This is a genomic window from Sporomusa sp. KB1 (genome assembly GCF_007830295.1).
Lineage (GTDB): Bacteria > Bacillota > Negativicutes > Sporomusales > Sporomusaceae > Sporomusa.
Window position 1 is genome coordinate 3,578,564 of the sequence record NZ_VLKC01000002.1, and the last position, 17,061, is coordinate 3,595,624.

Sequence of the window (17,061 nt, forward strand, 5' to 3'; positions counted from 1 at the left end):
AGATAAGGATGATAAAGGAAAAAACAGCAATCGAAACAGGGTGGAAATTAGACAACAGTTATGCCTGTCTGCCGCAACTGTTTTTTAGTACTCTCAAACCAACCCCTGTCCCTTCACCGAAGTTGGTTATTCTTAATTTTCCCTTGGCAGCATCCCTGGGGTTGAATATCCAGGAGCTGCAAAGCAAAGATGGCGTAGCGGTGCTTGCTGGCAACCGGGTTCCTGAAGGTGCTTTGCCGCTTGCGCAGGCTTATGCGGGCCATCAATTTGGGCAGTTTACGAGGTTAGGGGACGGCCGGGCGCTGTTACTTGGCGAGCAGATCACACCCCTAGGTGAACGGTTTGATATTCAGCTCAAGGGTTCGGGAAAAACACCCTACTCTCGCCGCGGTGATGGGCGGGCGGCACTCGGACCGATGCTGCGCGAATATATCATCAGCGAAGCAATGCATGCGCTAGGTATTGCTACTACCCGCAGCTTAGCAGTAGTAACAACCGGTGAGTCAATAATTCGCGAAACCAATCAGCCTGGGGCAATTCTGACCCGCATTGCTGCCAGTCATCTGCGTGTCGGCACTTTTCAGTATGTTTCAACATGGGGCACTGTTGAGGATTTACGAGTTCTGGCTGACTATACACGGAAGCGCCACTTTCCTGATGTTGCAGTTGATGAGAATCAATATCTCTCCCTACTTAAAGAAGTGATCAAGCGTCAGGCTATACTGATTGCCAAATGGCAACTGGTTGGATTTATCCACGGGGTAATGAATACCGATAACATGGCCCTTAGCGGAGAAACGATTGATTATGGTCCTTGCGCCTTTATGGATGTCTATGACCCCGCAACGGTATTCAGTTCGATTGACATGCAAGGACGCTATGCCTATGGCAATCAGCCATATATTGCCGGGTGGAATCTCGCGCGATTTGCTGAAACTCTATTGCCGTTATTGCATGTTGATCAAGTGCAGGCTGTTACATTGGCCCAGGAGGCGATTGCAGATTTTACTGAGTTGTATCACCATAATTGGCTCGCGGGAATGAGAGCAAAACTGGGAATAGTTAACCAGGAGGCCCAGGATGATGCTCTTATTGATGGGCTCCTCAGTATGATGCAGAAGTATTGTGTGGACTATACGAATACTTTCCGCGCATTAACTTTTGATACGCCGGAGGATACGGTACTGTTTGGCACCACAGAATTTACTGAGTGGTATGAGCTGTGGAAGGCGAGGTTAGGCAGGCAACAGGAAACAAAAGTCTGCTCGCAGCAGTTGATGAAAAACAGCAATCCGGCGATAATCCCCCGTAACCACCAGGTAGAAGCCGTGTTGGAAGCTGCAGTGAAACACGGAGACTACAGCAGGCTGGAGCAGTTCCTTGCGGTTCTTGCAAGCCCCTACGCGCATTCCCCCGAACAAGCTGAGTACGCCACATTGCCTGAGCCATCAGCCCAGCCTTACCGAACCTTTTGCGGTACTTGACATAGCAATTTTCCATTATGTAAATAAGCCATCTATCCGGCCAAAGGCTTGGTAGATGGCTTCATATTTGTTTAATCCTCTATAATCGCTGTATTAAGCCACTGTAAATACTCTTGTCGACTTGATAAAATCCGGTGCACCTTGACTGAAAGATCATCTTCATCTATCACATAAAAGACATAGTGTTTTTCTACAACCAATACACGGTATCCTTTTGACATTAATTCATGAGGGTAGTAAGTGTTACTATTTGATGCCAAAGTAGTTATTGGCGTTATTAAAGCAGATATTTTGTACAATAGAGCCTAACAATGTAATGTCATTCAAGAATTCACCGGCTTCAACCCACTCGCCAATAAGGTTACAGAGAATCCGACGGAAATATTTACGAGAAATTTACTTGCTGTTAACAACACAGAGGAAAATATTACCTAAAATAATACTGTACAATCGTTAAACTAAAGGGGCGTAAAAGAAATGTTAACACATGATGAAAAGGAATTTTCCCGTCGTGACTTTCTTAAGGTTTCCGCGGGTGCGGCAGCTGCGTTGGCAATGATGACAGTCATGCCGACATCAACAACTGCTGCCAAGGCAATGAAAAAGGCCTCAACGATATCGCTAGCTGATTGCCAACGGTTAAGTCCGGCTGATATGGCACAAAAGTCAGTTTTAGTACAGGATGCCTATCAATTTATTCTTCAATCTGCTAAAACAATCAAGGATACTAAGCTGCGGACTGTAGTTATTGATATTCTGACAAATCCGGCACCTAATGTGGCTCAGCGATATATCAGCCTGAGTGAGAGGGAAGCATTGCGAGTAAAGTTAATTGCCAATGGTTTACTAAAAAATACTGTGACAACAGATGAGGTATTACCTCCTATTCCAGCAAATGGACGCAAACCACAAAACTTTGATTCAACTCCGGGTAGCGGATATATGAGTCATCACTCTTATCCGGGTGGGTTGCCGGTGCACACTGCACTTAATGTAAGATCTTCTCTTGGTTTATATCAGGGGTACCTAGATAGTAATACTATTCAGCTCGACCGAGATGTTATATTGGCCGGACAGCTGCTGCATGATCTTCACAAGCCATGGGTTTTTCAGTGGAAGGAGGATGGTAGTTCATTACCTGAGTACCAGATGGCAGGTACTGGTGCTCACCATATCTTAGGTATCGCTGAATCAATCTATCGCGACTTACCGGCAAAGGTGATTGTGGCACAGGCTAGCGCACATGATAACGCGGGTACTCCTGATGATGAAGCAAAGTTGGTAAACTACATAAAAGCGGCTGCAATTATTGCCGGCAAAGACCCAATAGCACAAGGACTACTGGCAGATAACGGTGATACCCTGAAACTGCCCCGCCCCATAGAACCTTTTGTCGTATATTTGGGTGACCATGACTGGATTGTCAGCGTTCCTGCAGCCAAGTGGACCATTCCACTCATTGAGAATATCGCCAAAACGGACTATGGTATAAGTGGCAGCGATAGTAAAGGAAGTCTTTTCTATTCTTTCCGGAACTATATTTTTTCGCAGGCCACCATAATGGGCATTCATCAAATTCATGCCAGCCAGGGTGAGCAGGCTGTACGTGAAGTAGTCCATAGTATGATTTTAGTGCCAAAGTAAAGAGTTCCAAGTACTTACTGTCTGTAATAGGGTGGTAAGTATTTTTTTGCTATACGCTAAAGTTTTTATTCCTGGGAAATATTTCAGAGTTGTGATATGCTTAACTAGTATCTATTTGATATTAATTGATTCAGGGAGCTATTTGGGGGTCAACATTATGAATACTGGCGATAAACAGAAAAGTGAACAATTGGTAGGTGTGTTATCAGCTGCGGGGGCCTATTTGCTATGGGGCATATTGCCTATTTATTGGAAGCAACTATCCCAGGTTCCTGCTTATGAGATTTTAGCTCATCGCGTTATTTGGTCCTGTGTATTTATGGTTGTTATTTTGTTGGTAACGCGCGGGATAAGGCAGTTTTGTAACGAAACAGCGGACATTAGCCACCAGCCTAAAAAACTATTGGGTTTAGTCATTGCTTCTCTTCTTATTAGTGCTAACTGGCTGATCTATATATGGGCTGTTAATGCCAGTAGAGTTGTTGAAACAAGTCTTGGTTATTATATTAATCCACTTGTCAATGTTTTTCTGGGTGTAGCTGTATTGAAAGAAAAGTTGTCCCTGTGGCAGAGTGTGTCTTTTGTGTTTGCTGGTATTGGTGTTATGAACATGGCGATGAGCTTTGGTGCTATTCCCTGGGTCTCGCTGTCGCTGGCTATTACCTTTGCTTTTTATGGCATGTGCAAAAAAATGTTAAAAATTGGGGCGATAACAGCTACCACTCTGGAAACACTGATTGTGGCGCCTGCCGCTTTGCTGTATCTATTTTATCTTGAGGGACAGGGAAGCGGCTATTTCAGTCTTTCTTCCCTGATTACAGCTGGTTTTTTGATAGGAGCCGGTGCTGTTACCGCAACACCGCTTATCCTATTTGCCAGTGGCGCTAACCGTCTGCCGCTCAGCTTGCTGGGTTTTATCCAGTATCTGTCGCCGACAATTACCTTAATGATAGGTGTAGTCTTATATCATGAACCGTTTACAATTGTTCACTTAGTATCATTTAGCTTAATCTGGCTGGCGTTAACCGTATTTTCCTTAGCCGGAACTCAGCCATTTGTGAAGGCCGAAGCATGGATTATCGGCTTGTATAAAGGACAAAACAACGGAGAAGAGAAAACGTATTCTTGACATTAAAGATATTTTTATGTATACTCATTGATAGAATAATATAATTTGTGACGTAGAAGTCGCTGCCCAGATGTCATGGGTTAGCGACTTTTTTTAATTAAAAGGAGGAGTAAGCTATGAACAAGCCCAAATATCATATTTTTGTGTGTACAAGTTCCCGGCCTAATGGTCAGCAAAAAGGCCATTGCCACACTAAAGACGGCGTAGAAATTGTCGCAAACTTTATGGAGGAGATTGAGGAGCGCGAGTTAGGAGGGGACGTTTTTGTCACCAACACCGGCTGTTTCGGAATTTGTGATAAGGGACCTATTGTTGTTGTCTATCCGGATAATGTCTGGTATGGCTCGGTAACACCCGGTGATGTGGAGGCCATAATGGAAGAACACATCGAGGGAGGTGTGCCGGTAGCGCGTTTAGTAATATAATAGCTCTCGTTTTACTTGGAGGCTGCCGGGGGAATCTTTCCACCGGCAGTTATGTTTTGTCCAGAGAAAGTATTCAGAGGCAAGCCCCTGTTTTCTTTACCTTTCATAATTGGCAAATAGCGGGTATAATAATAGCTATATAATTTTTAGCGAGGTATTATTATGAGTAAAATAGTTGTATTAGCTGAAAAACCCTCTGTTGGGCGGGACTTAGCAAGGGTATTACATTGTAATACTAAAGGCAACGGGTACCTTGAAGGGCCAAAATATATTGTCACTTGGGCACTTGGACATCTGGTAACACTATCTGATCCCGAGGCCTATGACGAAAAATATAAAGCTTGGCGGCTGGAGGATTTGCCGATGCTGCCTAAAGAGCTTAAACTTGTGGTAATAAAGCAAACAGGCAAACAGTTTCATGCTGTTAAAGAACAGCTAAGCAGAAAAGATGTCAGTGAAGTTGTTATTGCGACCGATGCCGGACGAGAAGGGGAGCTTGTTGCCCGCTGGATATTGGAGAAAGCCCATATCAATAAACCAGTAAAGCGGCTTTGGATATCCTCAGTCACAGATAAGGCTATTCGCGAAGGATTCGGTAAGCTGCGGCCTGGCAGAGATTATGAGAATCTCTACGCCTCAGCGGTTGCCCGCTCAGAAGCTGATTGGCTTGTCGGCATCAACGCTACCCGGGCGCTTACTACCAAATATAATGCCCAACTATCCTGCGGGCGGGTACAGACACCTACGCTAGCTATTATTGCTGGCAGGGAAGCGGAAATCCGGAAATTTCAGCCCCAAACCTATTATGGTATTACAGCGGCTGCCGAGCGGCTCAAGTTAACCTGGCAAGACACGAAGACCAAAGAAAGTAAGACGTTTGATAAAAACTACTGTGACAAAATAATGGGTACAATAAAAGGGAAACCGGCAGAGGTTCTAGCTGTACATAAAGTGAGTAAGAAAAATTTTTCTCCGCTTTTGTATGATTTAACTGAGTTACAGCGTGATGCCAACAAAATTTTTGGGTTTTCAGCCAAAGAAACGCTGTCAGTTATGCAGAAGCTGTATGAAACCCACAAAGCCCTGACGTACCCGCGTACCGACTCACGGTATATCACTACAGATATTGTAGAGACACTAAAAGACAGAGTGAAAGCTTGTGATACTGGTCTTTACTCGAAACAAATCCTCAAAGTTCTCAAAAGCCCAATTAGGGCCAACGGTCATTTCGTCGATAACAGCAAGGTATCAGACCATCATGCCATTATTCCTACCGAACAGTCAGTGGTGCTTAGCTCATTAACTGATAAGGAAAAGAAGATTTATGACTTAGTTGTTAAACGGTTTTTAGCGGTGCTTTATCCGCCGTTTGAATATGAGCAAACAACAGTGCAGGCGCAAATTGGCAGTGAAAATTTTGTTGCCAAAGGCAAGGTAGTGCTGTCTCTTGGCTGGAAAGAGTTATATAATAACCACCTGGATGACGAAGAAACTGATGATATTGCAGAACAACTGCTGCCAAGCTTAAGCAAAGGTGATATTTTACCGATTACGACGGTTACACAGACTAAGGGCGCAACCAAGCCGCCTGCTCTTTTCAATGAAGCCAGCTTACTATCGGCCATGGAAAATCCGGCAAAATATATGTCAGGCGAGAGCCAGGCACTTAAACAAATTATCGGTGAAACCGGGGGCCTGGGTACAGTAGCCACCAGAGCCGATATTATTGAAAAGCTATTTAGCAGTTTTGTTATTGAGAAAAAGGGTAAAGATATCTTTATTACAGCCAAAGGTAAGCAACTTTTAGACTTGGCGCCTAATGACCTGAAATCACCGGCGTTAACCGCTGCCTGGGAACAGAAACTAAGTGCGATTGCCAAAGGAAAGCTGCAAAAACAAGCCTTTATTTCTGAGATAAGAGACTATACAAAAGCCATTATTATTGAGATAAAAAACAGTCAGGAACAGTTTCGTCATGACAATATTACCCGTACCCGCTGCCCTGAATGCGGCAAGTACTTGCTTGAGGTCAATGGTAAGCGCGGCAAGGTGCTTGTCTGTCAGGACCGTGAATGCGGCTATCGGAAAAACATTGCACTGACAACCAACGCCCGCTGTCCCAACTGTCACAAGAAGCTTGAATTGCGGGGGGAAGGCGATGCGCGCTCCTTTGCCTGTGTTTGTGGTTACCGGGAAAAATTGGCGGTCTTTACTGAACGTAAAAAGAAAGAAGGCGAGACCAAGATTTCCAAAAAAGATGTGTCACGCTATCTGAACCAGCAGCAAAAGACTGAGGGTCAGCCTTTCAATAATGCGCTTGCGGAAGCACTTGCTAAAATAAAGCTGAAATAATGTGGTTTCCAAATGGTCAAAGGCAGGGAATTTTGTGACTAAAGAAATATTAATCATTAGGCTCAGTTCAATCGGTGATGTTATTCATTGTACGCCGGTGGCCGGGGCGCTGAAAGCGGCTTGGCCAGATTGTAAAATTACCTGGCTTGTTGGCGAGGTATGTGCTGACCTGATAAAATATAATCCCGATATTGACCACCTGATAATTTGGTCACGGGAACGCTTTGAAAAACATTTACGGGCTTATGAATTTACCCAGGCCTTTGGGCTGTGGCGGCATTTGCAAGCAGAACTGGCAGCAAAAACGTATGATGCGGTGCTCGATATTCATGGGCTTTTTCTCACTGGGATGATTGCCAGGCAGGCCAGGACTAGCTGGCGGATTGGCCTGCAAGATGCCAGAGAACTAAATCCGCTGCTGATGACAAAGACCGCTAAACCGCTGGGAAACCATATTGTCGAACGGTACCTGGGCGTATTATCCCTGTTAGGCATTACCCCTGTAACCCGGAAGATGACACTTGTTGTACCTGCTAAAGCTAAACAATTTGCTCAAAGTTATTTAAGCAGGGAAAAGGTATCTGCGCAAGACAAGTTAGCGATAGTAGTTCCCGGCACTACCTGGCCGACGAAGAACTGGCCGTCTGAGCTGTTTGCGGCAACGGCAGGAATGCTTGCCCAGGATTTCAAAATCATGCTGTGTGGTGGCCGGAGTGAAGTTGCCAGGGGGCAGGAAATAGCCAATAAGGCTGGTGTGCCGGTAATTAACGCTATCGGCGCAACAAGCCTTTTAGAAATGGCGGCGCTGCTTGAACAGGCGGCAGTAGTAATTGCCGGTGATACCGGCCCACTCTATATGGCAGCTGCCCTGGGAACACCAACAGTGACAATCTTTGGGCCGACTAATCCTGTCACATACACGCCACCTGGTAATCAGAATGCCTTTGTGGTTAATGAATGCCAGTGTTCCTTTTGTCACAAGACAAAATGCCGGATCGGGACAAGTGAATGTATAAACAGTGTGCAGCCAAACGATGTTGTGGCGCAAGTCTATCAGGTATTGCGAAAGCTATGAATAAATAACAGAGACGCTGGAATTTTTTCCAGCGTCTCTGTTATTTACTCATTTATGAGGTAATAACCAACTCCTCTAACAGTTTTGATACAGGTAGTTTCAAGCTTTTTCCGTAAGTAATGAATATACAAATCAACATTAGCTACTTCGCTGGTGGTTTGTAGGCCCCAGACCTTTTCCCAGATGCGTTCCTTGCTAATAACTATGCCGTAGTTACGCATTAATAATTCCAGCAACAGCGATTCTTTCGGTGTTAGTTTGATAAGCTCATTATCTTTGATTACTTCACATTTTAAAGGATCTAATAGTAAATTAGCGGCCTCAAGCGTATCTTCTTCCCAGGTCTTGGTTTGTCTACGGGCTAAGGCACGGAGACGGGCAAGTAATTCATCGGTGGAAAAAGGCTTAACCAAATAATCATCAGCGCCGGCGTCCAGGCCGTCTATCCGGTCTTGGGTAGAATCCTTGGCTGTTAAAAGTAATATCGGAGTGTCAATTTTGAGCTTACGAACTGCCTTGACGATGTCAAGACCATCTCTTTGGGGAAGCATGCGATCTAAGACTAAAATATCATAAGCTTCTGTTGTTGCCAGCGTAAAACCTGTTTCGCCGTCCAAGGCTGTCTCAACAATATAGCCATGTTTTTTTAGCATATGGGCTAATGCTTCTGACAGGCGGCAGGAATCTTCAACTAAAAGTAGTCTCATAGACAAGCTCCTTCTGTCTATCTTTATAGTTATGCATGTTACCTTTAATTGTAAAGCAATACGTTCGAAAAGTCACTTATTTCTTCTCAACCAGGCGGACCTTGCATATAAAAGGACTCTGATAACGATTTTAGCTCATCATCAGAGTCTTTATTAGTGATTTATACAAAAGTTTCAATGTACCTGAACTAAGTGGCGCTTTCACTTGCTTGAGCTTCTAATTGCGTAAGCTCAGTCTCAATTTGCTGAATTTGATTTTTCAATGCCTGTACTTTTTGTTTTTGTGTATTTTCATCGGTTGTGGTTTGTTGCTGAATTTGACTTAATTGTTTTTCTAGTTTATCTTGTTTCTTTTCTAAATTTTCAATCTCGGTTTCTGTTGTATCTGTTGTAGCACTGGTGTTGGTTGCTGGTTTTGTTTGCGATTGTTGCGATCCCTTCATTGAAGCTTGCAGGCCTTGTTGGCTTAATTCGGCACTATCCCCATCGATATTGGTTGCTTCAGTTCCGGCAGCGGTACTCTGTGTAGTTGTTGTAGTAGTGGAACTAGCCGCTGTGCTTGCTTGTCCCGTCGCTGAAGCTTGCAGGGCTGAGTGACTTAATTCGACGGTATCCCCATCGATACTCGTAGCATAGGCATCTGAGTTATTTTCGTCAGTCTTGCTCGGAGTTGCTGCAGACTGTGATGCGGTAGAAGAAGATGTATTTTCAGCTCCATTCTGAATTGTTGAGAGATAAGAGTATTCTTCACTTTGGATGCGCAAGTTTTATTCCTCCTCAAATATAATTATCCATTATTATATCGAGAGTATTCTTTGGAAATTCCTTTGAATTGCAGGACAAAATTACAGATTATTTCTGGTTATATTTATTCCGCAAATTGCAATAGCAAATGCAACACCAAGTGAGAAACTCGGAAATAATATCAGGATAGAGCAGCGAGTTCTTCGTCGAAGCAAGCTTGAGGAGTCTTGTACCCCAGTATTTTGCGTGGTAGTTGGTTGCACCAGTTCTGAATGCGAAGAATGGTTTCGGGGAGAACCTTGGATATAGATGTCTTTTTGGGGATGAAGCGCCGGATGAGGCCATTGTGGCGTTCATTGGTGCCACGCTCCCAGGAAGAGTAAGGGTGAGCAAAGTAGACCTTGCAGTCAGTTGGGCGTAAAAGCGCATCTAGTCCTGCAAATTCAGAGCCGTTATCTGCGGTGATGCTACGGAATACGGCAGCGAAATTTCCGTCCAAAGAAACCATTAACTCATTTAGCCTGGCAGATACGGACGGAGCATCCTTTTTCGGTATCGGCAGGATGTATTCTTGGCGTGTCTTTCGTTCTGTGATGGTCAGGAGTGCTGAATCGCCGGACTGCAGACCAATCACTGTGTCGATTTCCCAGTGACCAAACTCCTCACAATCTAGAATGGCTTCGGGACGTTCTTCGATGCTTTGCCCCAGCAATCGTTTGTGTTTGCGAAGACGGGGTTGTTTTATACGGCGCCGCACTTTCAGTACTAAGTCGATGTTGCGCACCTTCAGCAGACAGCGATCAATATAGTGGTACAGCGTTTTGGTGCATACGGTGACCTTCCCTTGCCATTGCGGCTGTAGGCGACAAAAGCCAACCACCGCATCGGGGGACCAGTGGTCGTGCAGCATCTTTTGCTCAGCAAATTGCAAGAAAGACTCTGCCAAATGTAGCTTGCATTGAAAGCCGTTGTGGGCGCGATTCTTTTCATAGACGCTCTGGCCTGTCTCTGGAAAATATGCTTCATAGTTCGTCCAGTCAGACCGGCGCTGGGTTGTCGTGCCACGACCGACTTCACGCGAGATGGTGCTGACGTGGCGGCCCAGTTGCCTTGCAATATGACGAAGAGAATAGCCTTCTCGAAGCAGAGCGAAGATCATACTTCGTTCGATAAGGCTCAGGTGTTTAAAAGATCGTGCAGATGTGGTATCCTTGGTGATAACAGCCAATGTGAACACCTCCGTATGATTGGGTTTGGTCGCTTTTATCATACATGAGTTCTCACATTGGTTGTTCTTTTTTATTCATTGGGAGTGTTGCATTTCATTTTACAATGAACCGTTATATTTATTCGCATTAACCTGTGACGGGAATCGGTGAATTTGATAAAATAAGGCTAAGGTATTACAGCTTATATAGAATGGGGGGCGTCAATATGTTGGAAAAGGTGGACTTAAAGAAAAAGATTAGTAAAATTGAGTATAAAGGTATGGTTGACGGAATACGCGAGCGACTGGGTGAACTACAGCGTCAGGCCAGGGATTTGGGAATTCCGGTGCTAATCGTTTTTGAGGGCTGGGATTCGGCAGGTAAGGGAACCTTAATTAATGAGCTTATTTTATCGCTTGACCCGCGTGGCTTTAATGTCTACTCGATCGGAGAACCCAATCAAGAAGAAGCTATGCGGCCTTATTTCTGGCGTTTCTGGAATAAAACCCCCCAAAGTGGGCGGCTGGTTATTTTGGACAGAAGCTGGTACACTCAAATAGTAGCTGGACGCGTAAGTAAGAGTGCCAGCGCTCAGGAAACCGAAAAAAAGTTTTATGACAGCATCGCTTTTGAACGGCAGCTAGCAGATGCTGGGACACTTATCATCAAATTTTTCTTACATATTAGTGAAAAAGAACAGCGCAAACGGCTAAAAACATTAGAGCAAGATCCAGCTGCTGCCTGGCGGGTAACAGAGGTTGACTGGGAACAGCATCGGCAATATAATAAGTATCTGCCTGTTGTAGAAGAAATGCTGCAGCAGACAGATGCCAAGAGTGCTCCGTGGACTATTGTTGAGGCTCATGACCGGCGTTATGCTACCCTAAAGATTATTGCAACTGTGGTCCAAGCTATCGAGAAACAGTTGGCGCTTGTTGAGGCGGCTGGCTGTCCTGATGTTGCCGTTGTTGGCAACTCCTTGTCCGGGTTAGCCTCAGCCAAAATATTCACATCCTCTATTCTTGCCGGGGCGGACTTAACAAAAACCGTAAAGGATGCAGAGTATGAGAAAGTCATGAAATTGTACCAGACAAGGATAAGAGAACTGGAACACATTATCTATCAAAAACGCGTTCCGGTAGTAATTGCGTTTGAGGGCTGGGATGCTGCCGGCAAAGGGGGGGCAATCCGTCGCCTTACTGAGCATATGGACCCGCGCGGTTATACAGTTATTCCTACCAGTGCGCCGACAGATGAGGAGAAAGCCCATCATTATTTATGGCGTTTCTGGCGTAATGTTCCTAAGGCGGGCCATATCGCCATTTTTGATCGCAGTTGGTATGGACGGGTATTGGTTGAGCGGGTGGAAGGTTTTTGCCTTGAAAGCGACTGGCGAAGGGCCTACAAAGAGATTAACGAAATGGAAGCACAATGGGTAAACTTTGGGACCGTACTTGTCAAGTGTTGGCTGCATATTGATAAAGAGGAACAAAAGAGACGATTTGAAGAACGCATGGCTAATCCCGGTAAACAGTGGAAAATAACCGGGGAAGATTGGCGCAACCGGGAACAGTGGGAATTGTATGAGGCAGCAGTGGATGAAATGTTTTTTCGCACAAGCACAAGCTATGCACCATGGACATTGGTGGAGGCAAATTCCAAGGAATTTGCCAGAGTCAAGGTTATTCAATCTGTAATTGAGGCAATTGAAGAAAAAATATAAAGAAGGCAGGCTTTTCTGCCGGGGTAAAAGTAAAAAACAAAAACCGGGATGCAAGCTGCATCCCGGCTGTTAACTACCGCTGATTACTACGAGTATCTCTGTTTTTGAATTTCATCCACAAAAAGCGTCCGGCCATAAATACTCCGGCTAATAGTATAACATTAAATAACATGCCGATAATGTTAGCAAACATGCCGGAACCACCGAATCCAAACATGCCACCCAGCATGCTGCCTAACAGCATACCACCGCCAAAGAGACCGGCGTTCCGAAGAAAGCTACTGCTGCTGTTTTGTTGTGCAGGTGCTTGCGTATTAGATTTAGCTGCTGCGGCCGGTGCCTTTTCTCCGTAGCTTTGGGCCGGTGCCGAAGGTTTATATTCGGTAGTATTTGTAGTATTTTGGGAAGGCGCGGTTTGTGTGGTAGGTGGTTTTGCGGAAGGCGATGATACTTTGGATTTAGAGCCACTGACGGCCGCAAAGCTCACCGCATTAAAAGCAAACATAAACATAAAGACAAGCAATATTATTTTTTTCATATAAGGTTATTCCTCCTTGTGGGTTTTTACATCTTCAGGGAAAGTGTATATTTCAGCCAGACTGGATAATTCTCCTGATAAATAACGGTCAATATCATGAACATCGACATAAAATGTACAAGCTACTTCCAAATACCCTTGTTCTTTGCCTTGGCTGAGATCTCTAATAGCTAACAGACGTTCACGAAGGGCCAGGCAATCTTGCTCGGATGCGGTTACGTTAAGGGTTGCTAGAGGAATACCATATTCACGCAGTACATCTTGCAAGCTCATTCTCTCAGACATTAGTAATGATTCACTCCTATCTTTTTTTGTTAGCCAGTAAATACTGACAATACCAATGTAATATGAAAGTAAAAAAAAGTCAAGATCAATAGTAAAGGGATGGTTGCTGGCAGATATCCTTGTTATAATAGAAACTATAATTTAAGTTGTAGTAAGTGAGGTTACACTATGCGCAAATTTGTAAATGTTACCGAGAGTATTTTTACTCCGCTTGAGCCGCGGCGTGCGGGCATTTTGGGGGAAGAATGTCTGGTAGCTGTCCGTTTTGTGGAGAGCCGCAGTGAGACTGCAGGTTGGCTTTATGAATATGAAGTAACCGGCGAGGTGGGTAAGGTGGAAAAGTTTTTTGCCAGAATTAAAGATATTGAGAAGAAACGGGGCTAGGACCGAAGTTTACAGGCCCAGGCGGGTGGTGTGTTGACAACGCTCCACCACTAGCGTTTGACTTCCGCTTTTGCCAACACACCACCCGCCTGCAAAAATCTTTAACGCGTTGTATATAGTTATTGATAGAATTTTATATTTTTGAACAACTGTGGTAAAATTGGCGGAGATTTATGAGGGGAGATGGGCAGTTGCAGCAAGTAACGTTAACAGACGTTTTAGAGGCCAAAGAACGACTGGCTTCTCTTCAGGCTGAATTACGCAGCATTCATAAAATTCCTATTATCAGTATTACCACCAATATTCCAGGGGCAGTCAAAGATAGTACGGAAAGCCGAAATCTGTTGCGGCTGGCTGCTGACCGGGTTAGGAGTATGTCCAGGGAACAAGGCTTTTCTATTGTTGAAGAACGATTTATTTATCCGCTAACGGGGCCAACTGCTGTACTGGCTGTTGCTGGCGACCCGGACAAGCTAAAATTAGCTTGTATCACTATTGAAGAGTCAGGATATTTTGCCAGACTTTTTGATCTCGATGTATTTGATGCCGCTGGCAGACAAATCTCCCGCCGTGGTTTAGGACAGACAGAACGTACTTGCTTTTTGTGTAATCAATCGGCAGTTTTATGCCGGCGCTTAGGTAGCCACGCCAGTCAGGACATTATGAACAATGTTGGTGAGAGGTTATCTTCCTTCGTTGCTGCAGCTACTAATCCATGGCCGAAAGCCGTATGGGATATTGGTTCCTGGGCGTTGGAGGCTATGCTGATGGAAGCGGCATGTACACCATCGCCAGGGTTGGTAGACCGTGATAATGCCGGTGCTCACCGGGATATGGACTTTTTTACGTTTTTGATGAGCAGCAGCGCCCTTGCTGGTACGATGTTCCGCTGTGCTGCTGCCGGCTATCAGCATCAAGGCTTGCTTCAGGATTTACTACCGGTGCTGCGTTATATCGGTAAAGACGGTGAACAGCAGATGCTGCACGCAACCTGCGGGGTTAATACGCAAAAGGGACTTGTGTTTTTACTAGGTATTCTTGCGGCGGCCACTGCTTACACGACAAAGCTGGCAAGTGGTGTAGCTGCTGCACAAATTCTTGATACAGCCGCTGCCATTACAAGGGGAATTGTCGCGCGCGAGCTTGCGCCGCTTGCCGGGGGACTAGGTAACGCTAAACTGACAGCCGGAGAAAATTTATATGTACAGTATGGCGTGACGGGTATTAGGGGTGAAATAGAAGCCGGTATACCCAGTATAAGAGAGTATGGGCTGCCGGCAGTAACGGCAGCGTTAGAACAAGGTTTATCGCTCAATGATGCTCTGGTGCATACGCTCATGAGTTTGATGACAGTTGTGCAGGATACTACCATTTTACACCGTCATGGGATGGAGGTTTTGCTAACTGTGCAAAACCAGGCTAAACAAATCATCGCTCAGGGTGGTATGCTTTCTGACGTGGGTAGGAAGCAAATTAGTGCCCTTGATCAAAGCTTTATTGAACGTAATATTAGTCCTGGCGGCGTTGCAGATTTAGTAGCAGCCACCTATTTTTTGCATCTAACGGCAAAAGCATAAGCTTGTGCCGCAACTGGAGATATCGTAGCAATGGTATGGTAGTTATGGGTTGTTAGTATGTTGTTCTAAAGCGTGAAAACGGCAGGCTTTATTTTTATCCAATAATATGTTATTATTAACCTTTATAATAAATATTTAAGAAAGATAGGTATAACAATGATTAGTACAAGTAACCTGACATTGCAATTTGGCAAACGCATTCTATTCAAAGATGTAAATATAAAATTTACGCCAGGTAACTGCTATGGTCTTATTGGTGCCAATGGTACTGGTAAATCAACTTTTTTAAAGGTACTTTCCGGTGAAGTTGAGCCGACTTCCGGCGATGTGGCTATTACCACAGGGGAACGGTTGGCGGTGCTCAAACAAAACCATTATGAGTTTGACGAGTTTGAAGTTTTACAAACAGTTATTATGGGTCATGCCCGTTTGTATGCCATCATGGAAGAAAAAGACGCTCTTTATGCCAAACCGGAGTTTTCTGATGCAGATGGTATCCGGGTATCAGAGCTGGAGTGCGATTTTGCCGAATTAAACGGTTGGGATGCCGAAACCGAGGCCGCTAAACTCTTAAACGGCTTGGGAATAAAAGAAGAACTTCATCAACTCAAGATGGGAGATATCAGTGGTAATGAAAAGGTAAGGGTGTTGTTGGCGCAAGCTCTGTTCGGAAGTCCGGATATTTTGCTATTGGACGAACCAACAAACCATTTGGATATTGACTCAATTACTTGGCTGGAAGATTTTTTGGCCGACTTTCCAAACACGGTTATTGTGGTATCCCATGACCGGCATTTTTTAAACCAGGTATGTACTCATATTGCTGATATCGACTTTCAAAATATCCAGCTATATGTCGGTAACTATGACTTCTGGCTGGAATCAAGCCAGCTTGCCTTGCAACTGGCTAAAGAGGCTAACAAAAAGAAGGAAGAAAAGATTAAGGACTTACAAAGCTTTATCCAGCGGTTTAGCGCTAATGCATCTAAGTCCAAGCAGGCTACTTCCCGTAAAAAAATGTTAGAAAAAATCACGCTTGATGATATTAGACCATCCTCCCGCAAGTATCCGTATGTAGCGTTTAAACCTGACCGCGAGGCCGGTGCACAGCTGCTCACTGTGGAAAATATCAGTAAAAAAGTGGAAGAGGAGCAGGTTCTTAATGATATCAGTTTTATCGTAAACAAGGGTGACAAGATTGCTTTTGTCGGCCCGGATGGGCTTGCGAAAACGGCTCTTTTTAAAATTCTAATGGGAGAGATGGAAGCAGATAGTGGTTCTTTCAAATGGGGGGTAACTACAAGCCAGGCATACTTTCCTAAAGATAATGCCGAGTATTTTGACGGCGTAGACGTAAACCTTATTGATTGGCTGCGTCAGTTTTCCCGCGATCAGGAAGAGTCATTTATTAGAGGTTTTCTGGGAAGAATGTTATTTTCAGGTGAAGAAAGTTTAAAAGAAGCCAGTGTCTTGTCTGGTGGCGAAAAAGTACGGTGTATGCTGGCAAGAATGATGTTAAGCGGCGCCAACGTGCTGCTGCTGGATGAACCAACAAATCACCTGGACTTAGAGTCAATTACCTCGCTGAATAACGGACTAATCAACTTTGAGGGTACCCTGTTGTTTGTTTCTCATGACCATCAGTTTATTCAAACAATTGCCAACCGCATTATCGAAATAACCCCTAACGGTGTGGTTGATCGTCAGATGCCTTATGATGAATATCTGGATAATGCTGACGTGAAAAAGCAACTAGCGGTATTATACGGAAAATAATAGAACATAA

At 44.6% G+C, this 17,061-nt stretch carries 17 protein-coding genes; 10 read left to right on the forward strand and 7 right to left on the reverse strand.

The window, feature by feature from the left end:
• Positions 1-8 precede the first annotated feature (8 nt).
• Positions 9-1,484: a YdiU family protein gene (locus SALPA_RS20240; protein WP_145098151.1), complete on the forward strand. Its 1,476-nt coding sequence runs from the start codon at positions 9-11 to the stop codon at positions 1,482-1,484.
• Between the two features lie 71 nt (positions 1,485-1,555).
• Here the strand turns inward: SALPA_RS20240 and SALPA_RS33315 are convergent, their stop codons facing one another.
• Positions 1,556-1,705, reverse strand: a complete 150-nt coding sequence (locus tag SALPA_RS33315) for a hypothetical protein (protein WP_370516741.1) — start codon at positions 1,703-1,705, stop codon at positions 1,556-1,558.
• A 25-nt stretch (positions 1,706-1,730) separates the two neighbouring features.
• Positions 1,731-1,880, reverse strand: a complete 150-nt coding sequence (locus tag SALPA_RS20250; protein ID WP_145102140.1) for a glucuronate isomerase — start codon at positions 1,878-1,880, stop codon at positions 1,731-1,733.
• Between the two features lie 81 nt (positions 1,881-1,961).
• Between SALPA_RS20250 and SALPA_RS20255 the strand changes: the two genes are divergently transcribed.
• From SALPA_RS20255 to SALPA_RS20275, 5 genes are all read left to right on the forward strand, one after another.
• Entirely contained in the window at positions 1,962-3,128 is a 1,167-nt protein-coding gene (locus SALPA_RS20255) for a twin-arginine translocation signal domain-containing protein (protein ID WP_145098157.1), read from the forward strand.
• A gap of 157 nt (positions 3,129-3,285) precedes the next feature.
• Positions 3,286-4,257 (forward strand): EamA family transporter RarD, encoded by a 972-nt coding sequence (gene rarD, locus SALPA_RS20260; protein ID WP_145098160.1) that lies wholly within the window; start codon positions 3,286-3,288, stop codon positions 4,255-4,257.
• 116 nt (positions 4,258-4,373) lie between these two features.
• Entirely contained in the window at positions 4,374-4,682 is a 309-nt protein-coding gene (locus SALPA_RS20265) for a 2Fe-2S ferredoxin (RefSeq protein WP_145098163.1), read from the forward strand.
• 162 nt (positions 4,683-4,844) lie between these two features.
• Positions 4,845-7,034, forward strand: coding sequence for a DNA topoisomerase III (locus SALPA_RS20270; RefSeq protein ID WP_145098165.1), 2,190 nt, complete (start codon positions 4,845-4,847; stop codon positions 7,032-7,034).
• Between the two features lie 34 nt (positions 7,035-7,068).
• A complete protein-coding gene (locus SALPA_RS20275; protein WP_145098168.1) occupies positions 7,069-8,109 on the forward strand; it encodes a glycosyltransferase family 9 protein in 1,041 nt (346 codons plus the stop codon).
• A gap of 44 nt (positions 8,110-8,153) precedes the next feature.
• Here SALPA_RS20275 and SALPA_RS20280 read toward each other — a convergent pair whose 3' ends face one another.
• The 3 genes from SALPA_RS20280 to SALPA_RS20290 form a co-directional block, all read right to left on the reverse strand.
• Positions 8,154-8,816: a response regulator transcription factor gene (locus tag SALPA_RS20280; RefSeq protein WP_145098171.1), complete on the reverse strand. Its 663-nt coding sequence runs from the start codon at positions 8,814-8,816 to the stop codon at positions 8,154-8,156.
• 188 nt (positions 8,817-9,004) lie between these two features.
• Positions 9,005-9,580, reverse strand: coding sequence for a hypothetical protein (locus SALPA_RS20285; RefSeq protein ID WP_145098174.1), 576 nt, complete (start codon positions 9,578-9,580; stop codon positions 9,005-9,007).
• Positions 9,581-9,741: 161 nt separating this feature from the next.
• Positions 9,742-10,788: an IS30 family transposase gene (locus tag SALPA_RS20290; protein WP_145102142.1), complete on the reverse strand. Its 1,047-nt coding sequence runs from the start codon at positions 10,786-10,788 to the stop codon at positions 9,742-9,744.
• A 206-nt stretch (positions 10,789-10,994) separates the two neighbouring features.
• On the opposite strand from SALPA_RS20290, the gene pap reads away from it, so the two are divergent.
• Entirely contained in the window at positions 10,995-12,491 is a 1,497-nt protein-coding gene (gene pap, locus SALPA_RS20295; RefSeq protein ID WP_145098177.1) for a polyphosphate:AMP phosphotransferase, read from the forward strand.
• Between the two features lie 73 nt (positions 12,492-12,564).
• Here the strand turns inward: pap and SALPA_RS20300 are convergent, their stop codons facing one another.
• Both SALPA_RS20300 and SALPA_RS20305 read right to left on the reverse strand, forming a co-directional pair.
• Positions 12,565-13,029: a hypothetical protein gene (locus SALPA_RS20300; protein ID WP_145098179.1), complete on the reverse strand. Its 465-nt coding sequence runs from the start codon at positions 13,027-13,029 to the stop codon at positions 12,565-12,567.
• Positions 13,030-13,035: 6 nt separating this feature from the next.
• Positions 13,036-13,314, reverse strand: coding sequence for a hypothetical protein (locus SALPA_RS20305; protein WP_145098181.1), 279 nt, complete (start codon positions 13,312-13,314; stop codon positions 13,036-13,038).
• A gap of 168 nt (positions 13,315-13,482) precedes the next feature.
• Between SALPA_RS20305 and SALPA_RS20310 the strand changes: the two genes are divergently transcribed.
• The 3 genes from SALPA_RS20310 (at position 13,483) to SALPA_RS20320 (ending at position 17,051) form a co-directional block, all read left to right on the forward strand.
• The gene (locus tag SALPA_RS20310; RefSeq protein ID WP_021167111.1) at positions 13,483-13,698 is read left to right on the forward strand and encodes a hypothetical protein; all 216 of its coding nucleotides are present in this window, start codon (positions 13,483-13,485) and stop codon (positions 13,696-13,698) included.
• A 191-nt stretch (positions 13,699-13,889) separates the two neighbouring features.
• Positions 13,890-15,275 carry a citrate lyase holo-[acyl-carrier protein] synthase gene (citX, locus tag SALPA_RS20315; protein WP_255451281.1) on the forward strand — a complete coding sequence of 462 codons (1,386 nt, stop codon included), beginning with the start codon at positions 13,890-13,892 and terminating at the stop codon, positions 15,273-15,275.
• A gap of 156 nt (positions 15,276-15,431) precedes the next feature.
• Positions 15,432-17,051 carry an ABC-F family ATP-binding cassette domain-containing protein gene (locus SALPA_RS20320; RefSeq protein ID WP_145098187.1) on the forward strand — a complete coding sequence of 540 codons (1,620 nt, stop codon included), beginning with the start codon at positions 15,432-15,434 and terminating at the stop codon, positions 17,049-17,051.
• Positions 17,052-17,061 lie beyond the last annotated feature (10 nt).